Annotated in this window: 15 protein-coding genes, 2 tRNA genes, 3 rRNA genes and 1 pseudogene; 9 read left to right on the top strand and 12 right to left on the bottom strand. The window is 58.6% G+C overall.

Annotated features, from left to right (window positions below):
* Positions 1 to 16 precede the first annotated feature (16 nt).
* Positions 17 to 421, top strand: coding sequence for a glutaredoxin family protein (locus ACLIKD_RS11195; RefSeq protein WP_428825129.1), 405 nt, complete (start codon positions 17 to 19; stop codon positions 419 to 421).
* Here ACLIKD_RS11195 and ACLIKD_RS11200 read toward each other — a convergent pair.
* Positions 418 to 1,224, bottom strand: a complete 807-nt coding sequence (locus ACLIKD_RS11200) for a helix-turn-helix transcriptional regulator (RefSeq protein WP_428825130.1) — start codon at positions 1,222 to 1,224, stop codon at positions 418 to 420. The genes ACLIKD_RS11195 and ACLIKD_RS11200 overlap by 4 nt on opposite strands.
* 214 nt (positions 1,225 to 1,438) lie before the next feature.
* Here ACLIKD_RS11200 and ACLIKD_RS11205 point away from each other — a divergent pair, with 214 nt between their 5' ends.
* The 5 genes from ACLIKD_RS11205 to fumC all read left to right on the top strand — a co-directional run bounded on the left by ACLIKD_RS11205 (position 1,439) and on the right by fumC (position 7,077).
* Positions 1,439 to 2,041, top strand: a complete 603-nt coding sequence (locus ACLIKD_RS11205) for a hypothetical protein (RefSeq protein WP_428825131.1) — start codon at positions 1,439 to 1,441, stop codon at positions 2,039 to 2,041.
* Positions 2,022 to 2,324 carry a hypothetical protein gene (locus ACLIKD_RS11210; RefSeq protein WP_428825132.1) on the top strand — a complete coding sequence of 101 codons (303 nt, stop codon included), beginning with the start codon at positions 2,022 to 2,024 and terminating at the stop codon, positions 2,322 to 2,324. The genes ACLIKD_RS11205 and ACLIKD_RS11210 overlap by 20 nt, the downstream gene beginning before the upstream one ends.
* A 75-nt stretch (positions 2,325 to 2,399) precedes the next feature.
* Positions 2,400 to 5,273 carry a C1 family peptidase gene (locus tag ACLIKD_RS11215; protein WP_428825133.1) on the top strand — a complete coding sequence of 958 codons (2,874 nt, stop codon included), beginning with the start codon at positions 2,400 to 2,402 and terminating at the stop codon, positions 5,271 to 5,273.
* A 161-nt stretch (positions 5,274 to 5,434) separates the two neighbouring features.
* On the top strand, positions 5,435 to 5,674 hold the full coding sequence (locus ACLIKD_RS11220) for a DUF2789 domain-containing protein (RefSeq protein WP_226471047.1): 240 nt from the start codon (positions 5,435 to 5,437) through the stop codon (positions 5,672 to 5,674).
* A gap of 14 nt (positions 5,675 to 5,688) precedes the next feature.
* Positions 5,689 to 7,077, top strand: coding sequence for a class II fumarate hydratase (gene fumC, locus ACLIKD_RS11225; protein ID WP_428825134.1), 1,389 nt, complete (start codon positions 5,689 to 5,691; stop codon positions 7,075 to 7,077).
* Positions 7,078 to 7,083: 6 nt separating this feature from the next.
* On the opposite strand, the gene ACLIKD_RS11230 is transcribed toward fumC, so the two are convergent.
* Positions 7,084 to 7,605 (bottom strand): superoxide dismutase family protein, encoded by a 522-nt coding sequence (locus ACLIKD_RS11230; protein WP_428825135.1) that lies wholly within the window; start codon positions 7,603 to 7,605, stop codon positions 7,084 to 7,086.
* A 193-nt stretch (positions 7,606 to 7,798) separates the two neighbouring features.
* Between ACLIKD_RS11230 and cysD the strand changes: the two genes are divergently transcribed.
* The 3 genes from cysD to ACLIKD_RS11245 all read left to right on the top strand — a co-directional run bounded on the left by cysD (position 7,799) and on the right by ACLIKD_RS11245 (position 10,750).
* Positions 7,799 to 8,737 (top strand): sulfate adenylyltransferase subunit CysD, encoded by a 939-nt coding sequence (cysD, locus tag ACLIKD_RS11235; protein ID WP_428825136.1) that lies wholly within the window; start codon positions 7,799 to 7,801, stop codon positions 8,735 to 8,737.
* Entirely contained in the window at positions 8,737 to 10,005 is a 1,269-nt protein-coding gene (locus ACLIKD_RS11240) for a sulfate adenylyltransferase subunit 1 (protein WP_428825137.1), read from the top strand. Before cysD ends, ACLIKD_RS11240 begins: the two co-directional genes overlap by 1 nt.
* Before the next feature lie 91 nt (positions 10,006 to 10,096).
* Positions 10,097 to 10,750: a DUF4124 domain-containing protein gene (locus tag ACLIKD_RS11245; RefSeq protein ID WP_428825138.1), complete on the top strand. Its 654-nt coding sequence runs from the start codon at positions 10,097 to 10,099 to the stop codon at positions 10,748 to 10,750.
* Positions 10,751 to 10,774: 24 nt separating this feature from the next.
* Here the strand turns inward: ACLIKD_RS11245 and ACLIKD_RS11250 are convergent, their stop codons facing one another.
* The 10 genes and pseudogenes from ACLIKD_RS11250 to ACLIKD_RS11295 all read right to left on the bottom strand — a co-directional run.
* Positions 10,775 to 12,559 (bottom strand): GspE/PulE family protein, encoded by a 1,785-nt coding sequence (locus tag ACLIKD_RS11250; RefSeq protein ID WP_428825139.1) that lies wholly within the window; start codon positions 12,557 to 12,559, stop codon positions 10,775 to 10,777.
* An 84-nt stretch (positions 12,560 to 12,643) separates the two neighbouring features.
* Complete coding sequence (locus tag ACLIKD_RS11255; RefSeq protein WP_226416244.1) at positions 12,644 to 12,856, bottom strand: DUF3820 family protein; 213 nt, start codon at positions 12,854 to 12,856, stop codon at positions 12,644 to 12,646.
* 74 nt (positions 12,857 to 12,930) lie between these two features.
* Positions 12,931 to 14,847: a molecular chaperone HtpG gene (gene htpG, locus ACLIKD_RS11260; RefSeq protein WP_428825140.1), complete on the bottom strand. Its 1,917-nt coding sequence runs from the start codon at positions 14,845 to 14,847 to the stop codon at positions 12,931 to 12,933.
* Positions 14,848 to 15,008: 161 nt separating this feature from the next.
* Positions 15,009 to 15,121 (bottom strand): 5S ribosomal RNA (gene rrf, locus ACLIKD_RS11265).
* 105 nt (positions 15,122 to 15,226) lie between these two features.
* Positions 15,227 to 18,107, bottom strand: a 23S ribosomal RNA gene (locus ACLIKD_RS11270).
* A 208-nt stretch (positions 18,108 to 18,315) separates the two neighbouring features.
* Positions 18,316 to 18,391: transfer RNA gene (locus tag ACLIKD_RS11275), tRNA-Ala, on the bottom strand.
* Between the two features lie 12 nt (positions 18,392 to 18,403).
* Positions 18,404 to 18,480, bottom strand: a tRNA-Ile gene (locus ACLIKD_RS11280).
* Positions 18,481 to 18,544: 64 nt separating this feature from the next.
* A 16S ribosomal RNA gene (locus ACLIKD_RS11285) occupies positions 18,545 to 20,082 on the bottom strand.
* The 16S, 23S and 5S rRNA genes sit together here with 2 tRNA genes alongside, the layout of an rRNA operon.
* A gap of 451 nt (positions 20,083 to 20,533) precedes the next feature.
* Complete coding sequence (locus ACLIKD_RS11290) at positions 20,534 to 21,046, bottom strand: EamA family transporter (protein ID WP_428825141.1); 513 nt, start codon at positions 21,044 to 21,046, stop codon at positions 20,534 to 20,536.
* Between the two features lie 74 nt (positions 21,047 to 21,120).
* Positions 21,121 to 21,405, bottom strand: a pseudogene (locus ACLIKD_RS11295) (EamA family transporter); the annotation flags it as partial.
* Position 21,406 lies beyond the last annotated feature (1 nt).

Consider the following 21,406-nt stretch of genomic DNA (forward strand, 5'->3'; position numbering starts at 1 on the left):
ATTTCCGGAATCGACCATGAAAACTGTCATCAGAACCTTCTTCAAAACCCTGCGCCTCGTCATCGGCCCCTTGCTGCTGCTGGGCGAGCGGCTGGCCCGGCCGACCGGTCTTGTTCGCTCGCCAGCAGCGCAGGGCGAGGTCGATCGGCAATGCAGCAGCATGGCGCTCTATCAATACAAGACCTGCCCTTTCTGCATCAAGGTCAGGCAGGAAATGCGCCGCCTGTCGTTGCGCATCGAGCAGCGCGATGCGCAGCCCCCGGGAGAAAATCGCGAAGCGCTGGTGACTGGCGGCGGACAAGCCAAGGTACCCTGCCTGAAAATCACCGATCAGGCCGGCCACAGCCAGTGGCTGTACGAGTCGGGCGAGATCATCGACTATCTGCGCCAGCGCTTCCTGAACGCCGCCCAGGCCAGCTAGACCAGATCGCGCACCACCGGTATGCCGGCAATCAGGCGAACCAGCGTCGCCTGGCGGGTGGTGCCGGTTTTATTGAAGATCGAACTCAGCTGGGTGCGCACCGTGGGTAGCCGCAAACCTTGCTCGCGGGCATATTCCTCGACCGAGTCGCCGTGACAGATGGCGCGTGCCAAACGCGCTTCGGCGGCAGACAAACCGAAGAGATCCATCAACTGGCGCGCCGTCGCAATCCGTCGGCCGTCGAGCGGCGCGACCAGACAGAGGATGTCGGAAATCTTGGCGCCGCCGTCCGGTCCGGCCGGAAAACGCGCTTGCATCCCGGCAAGGGTCAGGCTGAAGCGCTGCGCCGGCTGCTCCGGCGGATGCAATAGAAAGTTGCTCGTTCGGCCGGTGTCCGCCGTCTCTTTCAACGCCGCGTTGAAGCGCGGCTGAAAACCGGCCACCGTGCAATGCAGCTGACCGCCCTGCATCCGCATGACATTGCCGGCCTTGAGAAACGACTCGCCCCGGTAGTCGCAGTCGAGAACCCGGGCATTCGGCGTCAGAATGATCGCCGCGACATGGCTGGGATGAGCCGAACTGGCGGCATGATCGGCAAACTCGCGCAGCGCCCGGCAATGGACGAAGAGATCGACGATACGGGGCCAATTCGGCATGCCACACACTTCCAGCGATCCGGCAACCGCCAGCGGCTGCAACCAAGTCGCCAGGGAGTCCATCACCTCCGGCAGCCGGTCAGGCGTCAAAACGCTCTGAAACAACTGCCCGGCCAGGCGATCAAGTTCGTGCATTTGCTCAGGCATCGGTCCCTCCTGTCTCTGTCGGTCAATCACCGGCTCAAGCAATTCTTCTCGTTGCGCTGACGGCGCGGCGAAACTGCGTCGAGCATCATCAAGTCTAGTTCCGTCCCCCAAGATCATTCATTTGAATGATGTTTTTAGTATATGCCATGCGATAGCCTCAATCGCTATGACTACCCCATCAAACCCGCCTAGGACAAACACTAATGGAGGACATATGGACACTTGGCAAAAGCTAGAAGTTATAAGCAAAGTTGTGGCAGCCGTATTCATTCCAATAGCAATCGCGGTCCTTGCGAACAACTTGGCTGCAGCAAATAAACAGCGAGATTCTGAAATGAAGGTCGTTGAAATCGCGACCGCTATCCTCAGCAAGGAGCCATCCCCTAACCAAACGCCGGAATCAAAAAGCTTGCGAACATGGGCCGTTGAAATAATTGACAGGTTCTCAGGGGTTCCCATGCCAAAGGCAACTGCTGAGGCGGTAATCGAATCAACCGCGCTACCTACAGTGACTCAATCGGCACAGTCACTAGATTCAGAGGGCACATGGGGCCTGATTTTCGGAGGGGACAGTACAGTTGAGGCGGCAAAACACGAGGTAACCGTTACTGCAAAAACGATGGGGATTGGCAATGCCTCGATATTTCGCCGTGCGGGTTCATTTCGTAGCGTAAAGGTGTTTGAAAACCGCTCCGTAGCAGAGGACGCTTTAGGCAAAGCGCGGGTGGTTCGTCCTAGCTCCTATCTTGTAAATATGACCAAGTGGTGTCCCACAAGCACTGATCGTGGAGACTACTATGAATGCACTTTGCCCTAACCTGGAAGTACTGGAGATAGGCCGTGCGGCGGCGCAGTACGAAGTCAAGAGCGCGGCCCAAAAGTACGTGCTGACCAACACCTCGATCTTTTTCCGCCAGGGCTCATTTCGCAGTGTCGCCACCGCCGCCGATCGTTCCGACGCGGAGCAGCTTCTCTTCAAGGCGAAGAACCGGCGTAGCGATGCCTACATCGTCAACCTGAATACCTGGTGTCCAAACCGTACGGCCAAGGCCGGCTATACCGAATGCACCGCCCCCGCTCGGGAAACGCTGGTCAGGTAAGCGTTTAACAGACACAACAATGTGTTGCCCGCGGCGACGTTGTTGTTGGTTCAACCACCACAAGGAGGCTTGAAAATGGCAAATACAAAAATTGACATGCTGCTACTGATGCGCGGCAACGTCGGCAAGGAGGTTGCCGAACTGAAGAAAGCCTTGCGCAAGACCCTGGGCGAGGCCGCCGCCACCTATCCCGGATTGGCGACCGGCGAGGACTTCAATGTCGATACCGAGACCGCCCTGCGCGCCTGGCAATCGAGCGTCGGTCTGGTGGCGGATGGCATCGGCGGGCCGCGCTGCTTGTCTGCTCTGGGAATTTCGCCGCCCGCTGAACTCGCCGTCAAGGTGGACACGGCGCTGGTCGCCAAGCTATTCCCCTTCACCAGAACCTCGAACATCGCCACCAATCTGCCTTACGTCACCGCCGCACTGGCCGCCTTCGGCCTGACCGATGCCAACCTGATCGCCGTCGCGCTGGGCACGATACGGGCCGAGACCGAGGGTTTCGTGCCGATTGCCGAACTGCCGTCGCATTTCAATACCCGACCCGGCCAAGCCGCCTTCAGCGCCTATGACGGCCGGCTGGGCAACAAGAATCCCGGCGATGGTGGACGCTATCGCGGGCGGGGTTTCGTGCAATTGACCGGGCGCGAAAACTACGAAAAATTTGGCAAGGTACTCAACATTCCGCTGGCCGAGAACCCGGACAGTGCCTGTGCGCCGGAAGTCGCCGCCTGCCTGCTGGCCGCTTTTCTCGACGCCAACCGGGAAAAGCTGGTCAAAGCCTTGAGCAAGAATGACTTGAAAGCGGCCCGCAAGGTGATTAATGGCGGCAGCCACGGGCTGGAGCGCTTCTCCGAAACCTTCCAGATGGCCGAGAAAATATGGGGCAGCGCTGCGCTACCGCTGGTCGGCGCCAAGGCCGTGGCCGCCGCGCCGGTCGCGGCGCGCCGGGCCACGCTCAATGTCACGCCCGACCTGGCAGATATCCGCGACCGGCCCTACATGCCGCCGCCCCACTCGCTGGTACAGGCATTCCCGGCGGATGACGAAATCAAGCAGTTCATGGGCGCCTATACCCAGGCCGGACTGATTCTCGACCAGGGACAGGAAGGCGCCTGCACCGGTTTCGGCCTGGCTTGCGTCATCAACTACCTGCGCTGGCGGGCCGGCGGAATGCCGAAGAAGCTTGAGTCGGTCAGTCCGCGCATGCTGTACAAATTTGCCCGGCGTTTCGATGAGTACGAAGGTGAAAACTACGATGGTTCAAGTTGCCGCGGCGCGCTCAAGGGCTGGTATCACAACGGGGTCTGCCTCGAGTCCAACTGGCCTTACGGGGCGGGCGACGATGCCCTGCCGGCCGCGGGTTGGGATGTCGATTCGATCGAGCGGACGCTGGGCGTGTACTACCGCATCGACCCGCAGGCCATTACCGACTTGCAGGCAGCGATTCAGGACGTCGGCGCGATCTATGCCTCGGCCTATACCCACAAAGGCTGGGACAAGGTAAAAGCGAGCGCCAAGCCGCCCAGCTCGCATGCCACCCTGCCGCTCATCGATTACGACGGCAAGCCGTCCCGGAGTGGCGGGCACGCTTTCGCCCTGGTCGGTTTCAACCGTTCCGGCTTCATCATTCAGAACTCCTGGGGCAACAACTGGGGCGCCGGCGGCTTTGCCGTAATCGGCTACGCCGACTGGATGGCCCATGCGATGGACGTCTGGGTTGCCGCGATGGGCGTACCGGGCGTCGTCTCGGGCCGCCTGGCGACCGGCAGCAAGGAAAAGCCGAGTGCGGCATCGGCCGCGGCACAAACCAACTGGTGGGATGAAGAAACGGCCTACCGGCACAGTATCGTGCTCGGCAACAACGGGCGAGTCGACCGCTTCGACAAACTCGATGGCGTCACGCGAACCTTGCAGAATCAGGCCTGCATCCTGCCCGACACCTGGTTCCGCCAGAACGAGCAGAAAAAAAAGCGCCTGGTGATCTACACCCACGGCGGCCTCAACAACGAAAGTGGCGCGATCAAGCGCGCCCAGGCGATGGGACGGTATTTCCTCGGCAATGGCTGCTACCCGCTGTTTCTGGTGTGGAAGAGCGGCCTGCTCGAATCGCTGGGCAACATCCTGGCCGACAAGATGGCCGCCAGCAAAGCCGGGATGGCCGGCGGCGTCGGCGGCTGGGTAACCGACAAGGTCAGCGACCCGATTGTCGAAAAGACCATCGGCCGCCCGTTTGCCCGGCCGCTATGGAGCGAAATGAAGGAGAACGCCGAACTGGCGGCGGAAAGCGGGCGCGGCGGCGATCTGCTGACCAATGCGCTGCATTCGCTGGCCGGTAGCTGGGGCGACAAATTCGAATTGCACCTGATCGGCCATTCCGCCGGCTCCATCGTACTTGGCCGGCTGCTCGGCAATCTGGCGCAGAAAGACCTGACGGCCTGCGTCAAGTCAGTCCATCTGTATGCCCCGGCATGCACCGTCGCTTTTGCCAACCGGCACTACGCACCGCAAGCCGAGATCATGGACAAACTCTATCTGGACATCCTGGGCGACCAATGCGAGCGGGACGACAACGTGGCGCAGATTTACCAGAAGTCCCTGCTCTATTTCGTCTCCAACGCACTGGAGGCTGATTTGCGGATGCCCATCCTCGGTCTGGAGAATGTCTATAACCCGCAGTACGCCGATTGGGACGGCTCGTCCAGTTCGGCCGAAGCCCTGACCAACTGGCGCAATGCGGCGAAAATCAGCAAGCTGAAAGAGCGCCTGACCATTCATCAGGAAGAAAAATTCGTCACCCGGCGCGGCGCGGGCAGCGGATTGGCGAGGAAGACCGAAAATGCCTCGCATGGCGGTTTCGACAACAACGTCGACATCGTCGGCAAAACCCTGGAACGGATAACCGGCGCCCCACTCGTGCTGCCGGTTGATGATCTGGTCGGCTTCTAGGGCACACGCTGGGCGCAGGGCAACGACCGTTATCGTTGCCCTTGTCGCCTGCCCTTCAGGAATCGCTGTCACAGCGCCCGAACTTCTGCCGCGCTGCCGACTCCAATGCATAGTCCTGGCGCGACGACACCGGCGTCGCGGGGAAAAAAGGAGAGTGCACCATGGAACGTCCCGTACACAACATGAGCCATCTGTTTGCCCAACTCGGCCAGCCCAACGACGAGGCGGCCATTGCCCGCTTTATCGAAAGCCACCGCCCGCTGGCCGAAACCATTCAGCTGCACGAAGCGCCCTTCTGGACTGCATCGCAGGCCGGTTTCCTGCGTGAAGCACTGCTCCAGGATGCCGACTGGGCCGAGGTCGCCGACGAGTTGAACGCCGAGTTGCGCGCCCGGCATTAGGCAGGACCAGCGCCATGACGCGGCTGGAAAAGGACAGTTTCGGGACCATCGAGGTGGCGGCCAACCGCCTCTGGGGCGCGCAAACCCAGCGCTCGCTCGAACACTTCGCGATTTCCACCGAACGCATGCCGGAGGAACTGATCCACGCCCTGGCGGTGATCAAGGCGACCTGCGCGATGGTCAATCTGGAACTCGGCCTGCTCCCGCTCGACAAGGCGAACGCCATCATGACGGCGGCCGACGAGGTGGTGTGCGGCCGGCACAACGACCAGTTTCCGCTGGCGGTCTGGCAAACCGGCTCAGGCACGCAGAGCAACATGAATCTCAACGAGGTGCTGGCCAATCGCGCCTCGGAACTGCTGGGCGGCGAACGCGGCAGTGCCCGCCGCGTCCATCCCAACGACGAGGTCAATCTCGGCCAGTCGTCGAACGACATCTTTCCTACCGCGATGCATCTGGCCGCCACGCTGGGCATCAGCCGGCAGCTGCTCCCGGCACTCCGCCAGCTGACGGCAACGCTGGCCGGCAAGGCCGCCGTCTTCAGCGGGATCATCAAGATCGGCCGCACGCATTTGCAGGATGCGACGCCGCTATCGCTCGGCCAGGAATTTTCCGGCTACGTCGCCCAACTGGAGCATGCCGAGGCCGTCATTACCGCCAGCCTGCCATCGCTCTACCCGCTGGCCGTCGGCGGCACGGCGGTCGGCACCGGGCTCAACACCCATCCGGAATTCGGCTTCCGGGTCGCCGCCAAACTGGCCGATCAAACCGCCCTGCCCTTCACCAGCGCCGCCAACAAATTCGCCGCGCTGGCCGCCAACGACGGGCTGGTCGCCGCCCATGGCGCATTGAAAACACTGGCCGTGGCCTTGATGAAAATTGCCAACGACATCCGCTGGCTGGCCTCCGGGCCGCGTTCCGGGCTGGGCGAAATCCGCATTCCGGAAAACGAGCCGGGCAGTTCGATCATGCCCGGCAAGGTCAATCCGACCCAGTGCGAAGCGCTCACCATGCTCTGTTGCCAGATCATTGGCAACGATGTGGCGATCAGCATCGGCGGCGCCTCCGGCAATTTCGAGCTGAACGTCTTCAAGCCGCTGATCGCCCATAACTTCCTGCAAAGCGTCCGCCTGCTCGCCGACGGCATGCGCAGTTTCGACCGCCATTGCATTCAGGGCATTGCGGCCAACGACGAGCGCATCGCCGAACTGCTGGAACGCTCGCTGATGCTCGTCACCGCGCTCGCGCCGCATATCGGCTACGACAAGGCCGCGGAAATCGCCAAGCTGGCCAACCGCGACAACCTCACCCTGCGGGCGGCGGCGCTAGGCCTGGGCTATGTCAGCGCCGCCGAATACGAGCAGTGGGTCGTCCCGGCAGCGATGATCCAGCCCAATCTCTGAATCCGTTCAGCGAACGGCGATCACCCCGCAGGCAACGCGTTTGCCGGAGTTGCCGGCCGGCTGCGACTTGTAATCGTCCGGATCGGCGTGAATCACCACGCTGCGCCCAACGATGCCGTTCGTCGCCCCGCTCAGGCTCAGCCCGCTGACCTCGGCACTGTAGCGCGCATTTCCCTGGGCATCGGCCAGCAGGTTGGGCATATCGCCGCCGTGATGCTCGGGGCCGGCGTAATGACCGTGCGGCTGGCCGACCGGATTGAAATGCCCCTTGGCGCTGCTCGCATCCGGCGCACTGCAATCGCCCGCTTCGTGTACGTGGAAACCGTGCTCTCCAGGCGTCAACCCGGCCACCGTGGCCTCGACGCGTAACTTGCCGCCGGCTTCGCTGAAGACGACATTGCCCGACACGGCACTACCCGAGCGTGCAGCCAAGTCGGCGCTAGCCGAAGGCCCTCCCATACCAGTCGCGCAGGCGCCGAGGAAGGCGATGGAAAGGACGGACAGGGCGTAAGTTGCATGGCGATTCATATTTTTCTCCTTATTCAGTGTGATGACAGAGCGATACTGTCTTTCAAATGACCGATGCACGCCGAAAACGTTCCCTTTCCGGAATTTGTCACTTATAACCAATGGCAATAATAAGATGAGCACTTGTTCTTAAACGAATATTAAGCCCTTGCTACAATGACGCCATTCAACAATCCACGCGGATTTACCAGCGATGACCCAAACGACTCAAGGCACCACGCTCAGCCACCTCGACTGGCTCGAAGCCGAAGCCATCCACATCATGCGCGAAGTGGCCGGCCAGTGTTCCAACCCGGTACTGCTCTTTTCCGGCGGCAAGGACTCGCTCTGCCTGCTGCGTCTGGCCGAAAAGGCCTTCCGCCCCGGCAAGTTCCCTTTCCCGTTGCTGCATATCGACACCGGCCACAACTACCAGGAAGTCATCGCCTTCCGCGACCAGCGTGCCGCCGAGCTGGGCGAACGGCTGATCGTCCGCTCCGTCGAAGACTCCATGGCCCGCGGCACCGTCGTCCTGAAGCATGAAGGCGAATCGCGCAACAAGCACCAGTCGGTGACCCTGCTCGAAGCCATCGAGGAATTCGGTTTCGACTGCTGCATCGGCGGCGCTCGGCGCGACGAGGAAAAGGCCCGCGCCAAGGAGCGCATCTTCAGTTTCCGCGACGAGTTCGGCCAATGGGATCCGAAAAACCAGCGCCCGGAACTGTGGAGCCTGTACAACGCCCGCAGCCACAAGGGCGAGAACATCCGCGCCTTCCCGATCTCGAACTGGACGGAAATGGACGTCTGGCAATACATCGAGCGCGAAGGCCTGGAACTGCCAAACATCTACTTCGCCCACACCCGCCCGGTGGTCATCCGCCAGGGTTCCATCGTGCCGGTCAACGTGCCGCTCGTCTCCGGCGAAATCGCCAACCCGGTGAAGGCCGGCGAAGAGATCGTCGACCTGCAGGTGCGCTTCCGCACCGTCGGCGACATTTCCTGTACCGCCCCGGTCGAGTCGGACGCCGACACGGTTTCCAAGATCGTTCTCGAAACCGCCACCACCACCATCACCGAGCGCGGCGCGACGCGTCTGGACGACCAGACCAGCGACGCCTCCATGGAACAACGCAAGAAAGAGGGTTACTTCTGATGACCGCCCAAGTTGAAGACCACGGCCTGCTCCGCTTCCTGACCTGCGGCAGCGTCGATGACGGCAAGAGCACGCTGATCGGCCGCCTGCTGTTCGACACCAAGACCATCCTCGCCGATACGCTGTCGGCCATCGCCAAGACCTCGGAAAAACGCGGCCTCGGCGCGGTTGACCTCTCGCTGCTCACCGACGGCCTGCAGGCCGAGCGCGAACAGGGCATCACCATCGACGTCGCCTACCGCTATTTTTCGACCGGGACGCGCAAGTACATCATCGCCGACGCGCCGGGCCACGAGCAGTACACCCGCAACATGGTGACCGCCGCCTCGACCGCCAACCTCGCGATTATCCTGATCGATGCACGCAAGGGCATGCTGACCCAGACCCGCCGTCACTCGAAACTGGCTGCACTAGTCGGCATTCCGCATCTGGTCGTCGCCATCAACAAGATGGACCTGGTCGATTACTCGCAGGACACCTACGAGAAAATCAAGGCCGACTACCTCGAATTCGCCGCCAAGGTCGGTATCGAGGATGTCCGCTTCCTGCCGCTCTCGGCACTGAACGGCGACATGATCGTCGACCGCGGCGACAGTCTGAACTGGTACGACGGACCAACCCTGCTCGAAATCCTTGAAGCCGCCCCGGCTGCCCACACCGAGCACACCGAGAAATTCCGTTTCCCGGTCCAGTACGTCTGCCGCCCACAGGATTCGACCAACCCGGAGCTGCACGACTACCGCGGCTTCATGGGCCGCGTCGAAGCCGGCACGCTGAAGGTCGGCGATGCCGTCACCGTGCTGCCGAACGGCCTGACCTCGACGGTCAAGGCCATCCAGATCGGCGGCGTCGATATCCCGCAAGCCGTCACCGAGCAATCGGTAACCATCCTGCTCGCCGACGAGATCGACACCTCGCGCGGCGACATGATCGTCAAGTCCAGCGAAGTCCCGGCTGCCGTCAAGCAGATCGAAGCCACCGTCTGCTGGATGGCCGAAGCGCCAATGGACCGCGCCCGCACCTACCTGATCCGCCACACGACGCGCGATTCGAAGGCCAAGCTGGCCGCCATCGACCATCGTCTGGATGTCAATACGCTGGAAAAAGTCCCGGCCGAAAAGCTGGCGATGAACGACATCGCGCAAGTCACCTTCAAGCTGGCCCAGCCGCTGTTCGCCGACCCCTACCTGGAAAACCGCGGCACCGGGGCTTTCATCATCATCGACGAAAGCAACAACAACACGGTCGGGGCGGGGATGATTCTTTAATCCCCAGTCGGTCCTCTGAGAAAAGCGCTCTCCGGAGCGCTTTTCTCGTCAACGGCCGCCCGATTCGAAGCGTTTGAGCTATAAAGAAGCCATGAACAAGATTCTGCTCACCCTCTTCGCCGCTTGCCTGCTCGCCCTGCCGGTGCAGGCGGAAATCTACAAATGCCGTCTGCCGAACGGCAAGACCGAGATTGCCAATTCTCCCTGCCCGACCGGCAGCGGCACGCTGACCGTTCGTCCCGACGACACGGTACCGGAGGAGACTCGCCAGCAGGCGGAGCGGGATGTCGCGCGGATGCGCAACTATGTCGATCAGCGCGAAGCCGCCCAGCGGGCCGACGAAGCGGCGGAGCGCCAGCGGCAGGCCGGAGAACGCCAGGCGGCCGCCCTGCAAGGGGTCTATCAGTCGGACAGCATGAGCGAATGCCTGCGCGAACTGGCGCAGCATCCGGTCGATGCGGCGCGGCGGGCGGAACTTGAAGCAATCTGCCGGGCCAAGGCGAAAACCGAGCCGGCAGTGGTCCAGGTTCCGGTATTTGGCGGTGGCGGACTCGGTGGCGCGGTCGACCACTGCGTCCAGAACGTTCTCCGACTCAGGCTGGCGCCGGCCGAGCAGAATCGGCGCATGACGCTGTGTCAGGGCAATTACGGGCAGCCTCCCGGGCCCGCCCCGCATCCGGCGCCCCACCCTGAGGTCAAACCCGGCAAACCCTGCCCGCGCAACGACAAATTCTGCGTCCGATAAGAGGCGAAGCGCCCCTTGCCGACGTCAAACGTCGTCCGCTGGCGGCGCTACCTTGATGATCTCTTCCAGCGAAGTCACCCCCTGCGCCACTTTCATGGCGCCGGAAATCCTTAGCGGTCGCATGCCTTCGCGATAGGCCTGCTCGCGCAACTTGGCCACTTCCATCTGGGGATTGATCAGCCGGCGCACTTCAACCGAGTTGACGAGAATTTCATAGATGCCGACGCGCCCGGTATAGCCGGTCATCCGGCACTCCAGGCAGCCAACCGGCTGGTAGATCTGGGCCGGCTCGCCCGACTTCCACGGCGCGACCAGTGATCGCCAGGCGGCGCGCTGCTCATCGTTGGTCGGCACCGCTTTCTTGCAATGCGGGCACAGGGTGCGCACCAGACGCTGGGCCATGATGCCGAGCAGCGTTGAATTGATCAGATAGGCCGGCACCCCGAGATCGAGCAGGCGGGTAATCGCCGACGGCGCATCGTTGGTGTGCAGCGTGGACAACACGAGATGCCCGGTTAACGCCGCCTGGATCGCCATTTCGGCGGTTTCCAGATCGCGGATTTCGCCGATCATCACGATGTCCGGGTCCTGCCGCATCAGGGCGCGCACGCCGTCGGCGAACCCCATGTCGATACTGTGCTGGACCTGCATCTGATTGAACGCGGACTCGACCATCTCGATCGGATCCTCGATGGTGCATACGTTGACCTCCGGCGTCGCCAACTGCTTCAGCGTCGTGTACAGCGTCGTCGTCTTGCCCGAACCGGTCGGGCCGGTAACCAGAATGATGCCGTTCGGCGCCTGGGTCATCTGCCGCCAGCGTATCTGGTCATCTTCGGAAAAACCCAGCGAACGGAAATCGCGGACCAGCACTTCCGGGTCGAAAATCCGCATCACCAGCTTTTCACCGAAGGCCGTCGGCAGCGTCGACAGCCGCAGTTCGACCTCCTGCCCGGCCGGCGTGCGGGTCTTGATCCGCCCATCCTGCGGTCGGCGCTTTTCGATGACGTCCATGCGACCGAGCAGCTTGATGCGGCTGGTCATCGCGTTCATCACCGCCATCGGAATCTGGTAGACCTGATGCAACACTCCGTCGATACGGAAGCGGACGATACCGAGATCGCGACGCGGTTCGATGTGAATGTCGGAAGCCCGCTGGTCGAAGGCGTATTGCCACAACCAATCGACAATATGGACGATGTGCTGGTCGTTGGCATCGAATTGCCGATTGCCCTTACCCAGTTCGACCAGTTGTTCGAAACTCGACAGACCGGCGGTGGTTTCTCCCCTGGCCGCCGCTTTCTTCACCGATTTGGCAAGGTTGAAAAACTCGACCAGATAACGCCCGATATCGTCCGGGTTGGCCATCACCCGGCGAATCTCCTTGCGCAGGATCGGCTTCAGCTCCTCGACCCATTCCTTGATATAGGGTTCGGCCGTCGCAATCACCACTTCGCGCGTCGTCACCTGCACCGGAAGAATGCCGAAGCGGGCCGCATAGGCACTCGACATGATTTCTGCGACACCGGTGAAATCTATCTTGAGCGGATCAATATGCAGATAGTCGAGCCCGCTCCGGCCGGCCAGCCACTCGGTCAATACCTCGAGACTGAGCAACCTGACGGGCGGCCGAGTCGTCCGCCACTTCTGATCGGCAATGACGATCAGCGGATGAATCTTGCCGCCATGCAGGCGCCGCTCGTTTTTCAGCGCTTCGGCCGTTTCCTGCGTAACCATGCCGTCATCAACCATCATCTGCAAAACTTCGCTGATGGACAGACGGTGTTCGCCTACTGTCTTGTCATTCATGCGGCGGAATATAGCATGCGATTCGTGAGCCTTCGTAGCGCCGGCTGCTCAGATTTGCACTCCTTTACCGCGGCCCTTCGGCGATCAGCGCTGGCGCAGCGGATCGAGCAGGGAAGCCAGACCATTGTGATCGAGCTCCTGCATCAGCGCCAGCAAACGACCGATCTCACCTTTCGGAAATCCCTCACGGGCAAACCAGTTCAGGTAATGGCCAGGCAAATCGGCAATCAGGCGCCCCTTGTACTTGCCGTAAGGCATGGTACGGGTGACCAACAGTTGTAAAGCTTCAGAATTCATCGGGAGCATTATGGGTGCTTGCCAAAAGAAAAACGGGGCTGAACGCCCCGTTTGAGTTTCTTCGCTGTGCCGCGTTACTTGCCTGACAAGGCCATCATCAGGTCGTTGATGCGCTTGACGAAGCCGGCCGGATCGTCAAGCTGACCACCTTCGGCCAACATGGCTTGTTCGAACAACAAGGCAGCCCAGTCGTCGAAGCGATTTTCCTCGTATTTCAGACGCATCACCGCCGGGTGCTGCGGATTGATTTCGAGGATCGGCTTGGTCGCCGGTGCATTCTGTCCGGCCGCCTTGAGCAGGCGAGCCAGATTACCGGAAGGATCGTGCTCATCGGAAACCAGGCAGGACGGTGAGTCGGTCAGACGGTAGGTGACGCGGACGTCCTTCACCTTGTCGCCGAGCGAGGTCTTCACCTTCTCCAGCAATTCCTTGTATTCGTCGGCAGCCTTCTCGGCTTCCTTCTTCTCTTCCTCGTCTTCCAGCTTGCCGAGATCGAGGCCACCCTTGGCGACAGACTGCAGATGCTTGCCGTCGAACTCGGTCAGATGGCCCACGACCCACTCGTCAACACGGTCGGAAAGCAACAACACTTCGATGCCCTTCTTCCGGAAAATTTCGAGGTGCGGGCTATTCTTGGCGGCATTGAAGGTATCGGCGGTGACGTAGTAAATCTTCTCCTGGCCTTCTTTCATGCGGCCGATGTAGTCGGCCAGCGACACAGTCTGCTCCGGCGTGTCGTTGTGCGTCGAGGCAAAGCGGATCAGACCGGCAATCTTGTCCTTGTTGGCAAAGTCTTCACCAACGCCTTCCTTGAGCACAGAACCGAAGGCACCCCAGAATGTGGCGTACTTTTCCTTGTCGTTCTCGGCCAGGTCTTCCAGCATACCGAGCACCTTGCGCGTACAGCCGCTGCGGATGCCGTCGATATCCTTGCTCTGCTGCAGAATTTCCCGCGACACATTGAGCGGCAGATCGGCCGAATCAACCACACCGCGCACGAAGCGCATGTAGAGCGGCATCAATTGTTCGGCATCGTCCATGATGAAGACGCGCCGCACATAGAGCTTGATGCCGTGGCGGGCGTTGCGGTCCCACAGGTCGAACGGCGCGCGCGCCGGGATGTAGAGCAGCTGGGTGTATTCCTGCTTGCCTTCGACGCGGGCATGGGTCCAGGCCAGCGGATCTTCAAAATCGTGGGCAACGTGCTTGTAGAACTCCTTGTACTGCTCGTCGGTGATATCGGACTTGCCACGAACCCACAGCGCATTAGCCTGGTTGACCGTTTCGTCTTCGTCAGTAATGAGCTGCTCGCCCTTCTCCTGATTCCACTCCTCTTTCTTCATCACGATCGGCAGCGTGATGTGATCGGAGTACTTGCGAATGATCGACTTCAGCTTCCAGCCACCGAGGAATTCCTCTTCGCCTTCGCGCAGGTGCAGCGTCACGTCGGTACCGCGCGTTGCCTTTTCAACCATCTCGACGGTGTAATCGCCCTCGCCACCGGATTCCCAGCAGACCGCCTGGTTGGCTTCGACACCAGCGCGACGGGAAACCACGGTGACCTTGTCGGCGATGATGAAGGAAGAATAGAAACCAACACCGAACTGCCCGATCAGATGCGCATCCTTGGCCTGGTCGCCAGTCAGCGCGGAGAAGAATTCCTTGGTGCCGGACTTGGCAATGGTGCCGAGGTGCTCGACCGCCTCATCCCGCGACAAGCCGATACCGTTGTCGGAAATGGTGATGGTGCGGGCTTCCTTGTCGAAGGAAACGCGGATCTTCAGATCGCTGTCGTCACCATACAGGGCGCTGTTGTTGAGCGCTTCGAAACGCAGCTTGTCACAGGCGTCGGAGGCGTTGGACACCAGCTCGCGCAGGAAAATCTCCTTGTTGCTGTACAAGGAGTGAATCATCAATTGCAACAATTGTTTGACTTCAGCCTGGAACCCCAGGGTTTCGCGATTGGTGCTCGCGCTTGTGGACTCTGACATGCTTGAAACTCCCAATAAAACATTAAGAACGTGAATCGGGAGATGGGGTCTTTCGCTCGAATTTCAAGAGAGCTGCGAGTTGAATTTCTCGCGCTGTAGCAGCGGAGGTTGTAGACGACAAAAACCCCGTTAGCTGGGTGCTAACGGGGTTTTGAATGGGAGCCTGGCGGTGACCTACTTTCGCGAGCGGAAGCTCACTATCATCGGCGCTCATCTGTTTCACGGTCCTGTTCGGGAAGGGAAGGGGTGGGTCCAGAGGGCTATTGCCGCCAAGCGTAACTTGTGTGTTTGTCGCGTATTGAAGCGCGGCAAACGCAAAACGGGGAGGAAGGTTGTTGTTGTGACTGCTATGAGTTGCTGCAGTGTATTACAAGGTTATAGGATCAAGCCGCACGGGCAATTAGTATCAGTTAGCTTAACGCATTACTGCGCTTCCACACCTGACCTATCAACGTCGTGGTCTTCGACGACCCTTTAGGGAGTTCAAGACTCCGGGAAATCTTATCTTAAGGCGAGTTTCACGCTTAGATGCTTTCAGCGTTTATCTCTTCCGAACATAGCTACCCGGCGATACGACTGGCGTCATAACCGGTACACCAGAGGTTCGTCCACTCCGGTCCTCTCGTACTAGGAGCAGCCCCCTTCAAATTTCCAGCGCCCACGGCAGATAGGGACCAAACTGTCTCACGACGTTTTAAACCCAGCTCACGTACCTCTTTAAATGGCGAACAGCCATACCCTTGGGACCGGCTACAGCCCCAGGATGAGATGAGCCGACATCGAGGTGCCAAACACCGCCGTCGATATGAACTCTTGGGCGGTATCAGCCTGTTATCCCCAGAGTACCTTTTATCCGTTGAGCGATGGCCCTTCCATACAGAACCACCGGATCACTATGACCTGCTTTCGCACCTGCTCGACTTGTGGGTCTCGCAGTCAAGCACGCTTTTGCCATTGCACTTTATGGGCGATGTCCGACCGCCCTAAGCGTACCTTCGTACTCCTCCGTTACCTTTTGGGAGGAGACCGCCCCAGTCAAACTGCCCACCATGCACGGTCCCCGATCCGGATTCACGGATCAAGGTTAGAACCTCAAATAAATCAGGGTGGTATTTCAAGGTTGGCTCCACCGAAACTAGCGTCCCGGTTTCACAGCCTCCCACCTATCCTACACAGACCGATTCAAAGTCCAATGCAAAGCTACAGTAAAGGTTCATGGGGTCTTTCCGTCTTGCCGCGGGGAGATTGCATCTTCACAAACATTTCAACTTCGCTGAGTCTCAGGAGGAGACAGTGTGGCCATCGTTACGCCATTCGTGCAGGTCGGAACTTACCCGACAAGGAATTTCGCTACCTTAGGACCGTTATAGTTACGGCCGCCGTTTACCGGGGCTTCGATCAAGAGCTTGCACCCCATCAATTAACCTTCCGGCACCGGGCAGGCGTCACACCCTATACGTCCACTTTCGTGTTTGCAGAGTGCTGTGTTTTTATTAAACAGTCGCAGCCACCATTTCACTGCAACCCCATCGGCCTTCGAGCGCGAAGCTCTACAACCTACCGGGGCACACCTTCTCCCGAAGTTACGGTGTTAATTTGCCGAGTTCCTTCTCCTGAGTTCTCTCAAGCGCCTTAGAATTTTCATCCTGCCCACCTGTGTCGGTTTGCGGTACGGTCAATTCTAGACTGAAGCTTAGTGGCTTTTCCTGGAAGCTTGGTATCAATCACTTCAGCACCGTAGTGCCTCGTCGTCACGCCTCAGCTTAGCCCCCCGGATTTGCCTAAGGGGCACGCCTACACGCTTAAACCACCTATTCCAACAGATGGCTGACCTAACCTTCTCCGTCCCCACATCGCATCTAGAATCGGTACAGGAATATTGACCTGTTTCCCATCGACTACGCATTTCTGCCTCGCCTTAGGGGCCGACTCACCCTACGCCGATGAACGTTGCGTAGGAAACCTTGGGCTTTCGGCGAGGGAGCTTTTCACTCCCTTTATCGCTACTCATGTCAGCATTCGCACTTCTGATATCTCCAGCATCCTTTACAAGACACCTTCACAGACCTACAGAACGCTCCCCTACCATATCTTTCGATATCCGCAGCTTCGGTGCACAGTTTGAGCCCCGTTACATCTTCCGCGCAGGACGACTCGACTAGTGAGCTATTACGCTTTCTTTAAAGGATGGCTGCTTCTAAGCCAACTTCCTAGCTGTCTATGCCTTCCCACTTCGTTTCCCACTTAACTGTGTCTTGGGGACCTTAGCTGGCGGTCTGGGTTGTTTCCCTCTTGACAATGGACGTTAGCACCCACTGTCTGTCTCCCAGGCTTGCACTTTGCGGTATTCAGAGTTTGCCATGGTTTGGTAAGTCGCGATGACCCCCTAGCCATAACAGTGCTTTACCCCCGCAAGTGATACCTGAGGCACTACCTAAATAGTTTTCGGGGAGAACCAGCTATTTCCGGATTTGTTTAGCCTTTCACCCCTATCCACAGCTCATCCCCTAATTTTTCAACATTAGTGGGTTCGGACCTCCAGTACCTGTTACGGCACCTTCATCCTGGCCATGGATAGATCATCCGGTTTCGGGTCTACGCCGTGCTACTAAACGCCCTTATCAGACTCGCTTTCGCTACGCCTCCCCTATTCGGTTAAGCTCGCAACACAACGTAAGTCGCTGACCCATTATACAAAAGGTACGCAGTCACGGAACAAGTCCGCTCCCACTGTTTGTATGCATGCGGTTTCAGGATCTATTTCACTCCCCTCCCGGGGTTCTTTTCGCCTTTCCCTCACGGTACTAGTTCACTATCGGTCGATCACGAGTATTTAGCCTTGGAGGATGGTCCCCCCATGTTCAGACAAGGTTTCACGTGCCCCGCCCTACTTTTCGCTAACTTAGTACCACGGATTCGTTTTCATGTACGGGGCTATCACCCACTACGGCCGGACTTTCCATTCCGCTCCATTAACGATTCCGCTATCACTAGCAGGCTGCTCCCCGTTCGCTCGCCACTACTTGGGGAATCTCGGTTGATTTATTTTCCTCCGGCTACTTAGATGTTTCAGTTCACCGGGTTCGCCTCAATATCCTATGTATTCAGATAAAGATACTCATTGCTGAGTGGGTTTCCCCATTCGGATATCGGGGGATCAAAGCTTCATTGCCAGCTCCCCCCCGCTTTTCGCAGGCTTGCACGTCCTTCATCGCCTGTGATCGCCTAGGCATCCACCACATGCACTTAGTCGCTTGATCCTATAACCTTGTGCTCTCGTCAGAGAGCGGCTACAGGCAAACTCATATTTGTGCGATCTTCATACTCCATACAAAGATCGATGCAATCACAACGCATCACCCAGGCCTCATCAGCCCAAGTGACACAACCTTCTTCCGTTTTGTTAAAGAGCGCAGCATTTGATTCCTCAAAAGCTAAAGATAAACAACCCTGTTTATCTTTAGTTTCTGGTGGAGGATAACGGGATCGAACCGTTGACCCCCTGCTTGCAAAGCAGGTGCTCTCCCAGCTGAGCTAATCCCCCGTTTTAAGACGTTGGTGGGTCTGGTTGGAATCGAACCAACGACCCCCGCCTTATCAAGACGGTGCTCTAACCGACTGAGCTACAGACCCTCGTCTGTTTGCGCTACGTTTGAACAATCGATAGGTTGTGGGTGCCACTGATGCTTTTCTCTAGAAAGGAGGTGATCCAGCCGCAGGTTCCCCTACGGCTACCTTGTTACGACTTCACCCCAGTCACGAACCCCGCCGTGGTAAGCGCCCTCCTTGCGGTTAGGCTACCTACTTCTGGCGGAACCCGCTCCCATGGTGTGACGGGCGGTGTGTACAAGACCCGGGAACGTATTCACCGTGACATGCTGATCCACGATTACTAGCGATTCCGACTTCATGCAGGCGAGTTGCAGCCTGCAATCCGGACTACGATCGGCTTTCTGGGATTGGCTCCCCCTCGCGGGTTGGCGACCCTTTGTACCGACCATTGTATGACGTGTGAAGCCCTACCCATAAGGGCCATGAGGACTTGACGTCATCCCCACCTTCCTCCGGTTTGTCACCGGCAGTCTCGCTAAAGTGCCCAACTAAATGATGGCAATTAACGACAAGGGTTGCGCTCGTTGCGGGACTTAACCCAACATCTCACGACACGAGCTGACGACAGCCATGCAGCACCTGTGTTCAGGTTCCCTTTCGGGCACATCTCAATCTCTCAAGACTTCCTGACATGTCAAGGGTAGGTAAGGTTTTTCGCGTTGCATCGAATTAATCCACATCATCCACCGCTTGTGCGGGTCCCCGTCAATTCCTTTGAGTTTTAACCTTGCGGCCGTACTCCCCAGGCGGTCAACTTCACGCGTTAGCTCCGGTACTAAAAGGTTTTACCCTCCCAACACCTAGTTGACATCGTTTAGGGCGTGGACTACCAGGGTATCTAATCCTGTTTGCTACCCACGCTTTCGTGCATGAGCGTCAGTATCGACCCAGGGGGCTGCCTTCGCCATTGGTGTTCCTCCACATCTCTACGCATTTCACTGCTACACGTGGAATTCCACCCCCCTCTGCCGTACTCTAGCCTTGCAGTCACAAGCGCAGTTCCCAGGTTGAGCCCGGGGATTTCACGCCTGTCTTACAAAACCGCCTGCGCACGCTTTACGCCCAGTAATTCCGATTAACGCTCGCACCCTACGTATTACCGCGGCTGCTGGCACGTAGTTAGCCGGTGCTTCTTATTCCGGTACCGTCATCCACACCAGGTATTAACCAATGCGATTTCTTCCCGGCCGAAAGAGCTTTACAACCCGAAGGCCTTCTTCACTCACGCGGCATGGCTGGATCAGGCTTTCGCCCATTGTCCAAAATTCCCCACTGCTGCCTCCCGTAGGAGTCTGGACCGTGTCTCAGTTCCAGTGTGGCGGATCATCCTCTCAGACCCGCTACAGATCGTCGCCTTGGTGAGCTTTTACCCCACCAACTAGCTAATCTGATATCGGCCGCTCTAACAGCGCAAGGCCCGAAGGTCCCCTGCTTTCCTCCTCAGAGAATATGCGGTATTAGCGTAACTTTCGCTACGTTATCCCCCACTGAAAGGTACGTTCCGATACATTACTCACCCGTTCGCCACTCGCCACCAGGATTGCTCCCGTGCTGCCGTTCGACTTGCATGTGTAAGGCATGCCGCCAGCGTTCAATCTGAGCCAGGATCAAACTCTTCAGTTCAATCCAACTAATTACTCACAATTCACTGACGGTAGAATTTGACTTCTACCTCGATGGATCTCTCCATCCGTGTGATTGCCTTTAATACTTTTTGCGACTTGCGTCGCTTTCGCATCAAGGCACCCACACCTATCGATTGTCCAAATTGTTAAAGATCACTTCCTGCACTGCGCCGTCGCTTTCGCTTCGTCTGCAGCAGAGAGGCCGAATTATGAACCTCTTCTCTACTCCCGTCAAGCTTTTCAGCTCAACTTCTTCTTTCTACTTCCTCTTCCCCAACCGCCGAAAACACCCGCCGCTGCAGAAGAGCTGCGCATTATATAGATCTAAATTCGAAGGTCAACTCAATCAACCAAATTACTTCAATTCAGAAGAAAAGTACTTCAATGTTGCGTCGATTTCGATCACAACCACTTAACTGATATGAAGCCCCGCCGCTGACAAGACAGAGTTATGAAACACGGTGCAGGACCAGCAATTCATTGACCACCAGCTCAGCAAGAACCAACCCGCCACCGAACAAAACACTACTCGCAGGCGTTTCTCCCGCACCGACCCAAGCCCAGGTGACACCGAAAACGACTTCAAGCAAGGCAAGCAGGGAAACTTCGGGGGCCGGTAGCTCGCGAGTCAGGCGCACCATCAACAAACAAGGAACGGCCAACTGCACCACACCAAGCAAAGCAAGCAGACCCAGATCATGACTGGAGACCTGCATCGGCCACGCCAATGGCCAGGTTGCCAGCGCCGAAAGCACGGCACCGATTAGTACTGCCGGCAACATATCCTCTGTCAGCACGGCATCCTTGCCAACTCGTTGAAGCACAGTCAGATTCACCGCACCAGCCAGCGGCACAGCACCGGCGACCAGGGAACCCAGCAATGAAGCCCCCGCCTCGGCCTGGGCTGCAAACATCCAGGCAATCCCGACTCCAGCGACAACAATTGCCAACCAGGTACGCATCGGCAGGCGATGGTCAAGAAAAACCGGGAAAGCAGCGCCGTCAGGAGCGGACTGATCGCCATTGTGATCAGCACATTAGCCACTGAAGTCAGCGTCAGAGCAAGCATAAAGGCGGTATACATCACGCCCCAGCACAACCCTGAAATCGACACCGCCCATCCGGCCCGCAACAAACCCCGCCAAAGAAGCGACCCGCGCATACAACCGAGCACCACAAGAAGCGCCAGGGCATTGAAGGCACTGCGCCAGAATGTCACCTCGAAGGCACGCGCCGTATCGAGATGACGGGTGACCACTCCAGCAATACTCCACAAGAGAGCGACCAGCACCATGAGTCCCACAGCACGACGGTGGGTCATT

Origin of the sequence: Azonexus sp. IMCC34842, from assembly GCF_050368855.1 — a bacterium.
Lineage (GTDB): Bacteria > Pseudomonadota > Gammaproteobacteria > Burkholderiales > Rhodocyclaceae > Azonexus > Azonexus denitrificans_A.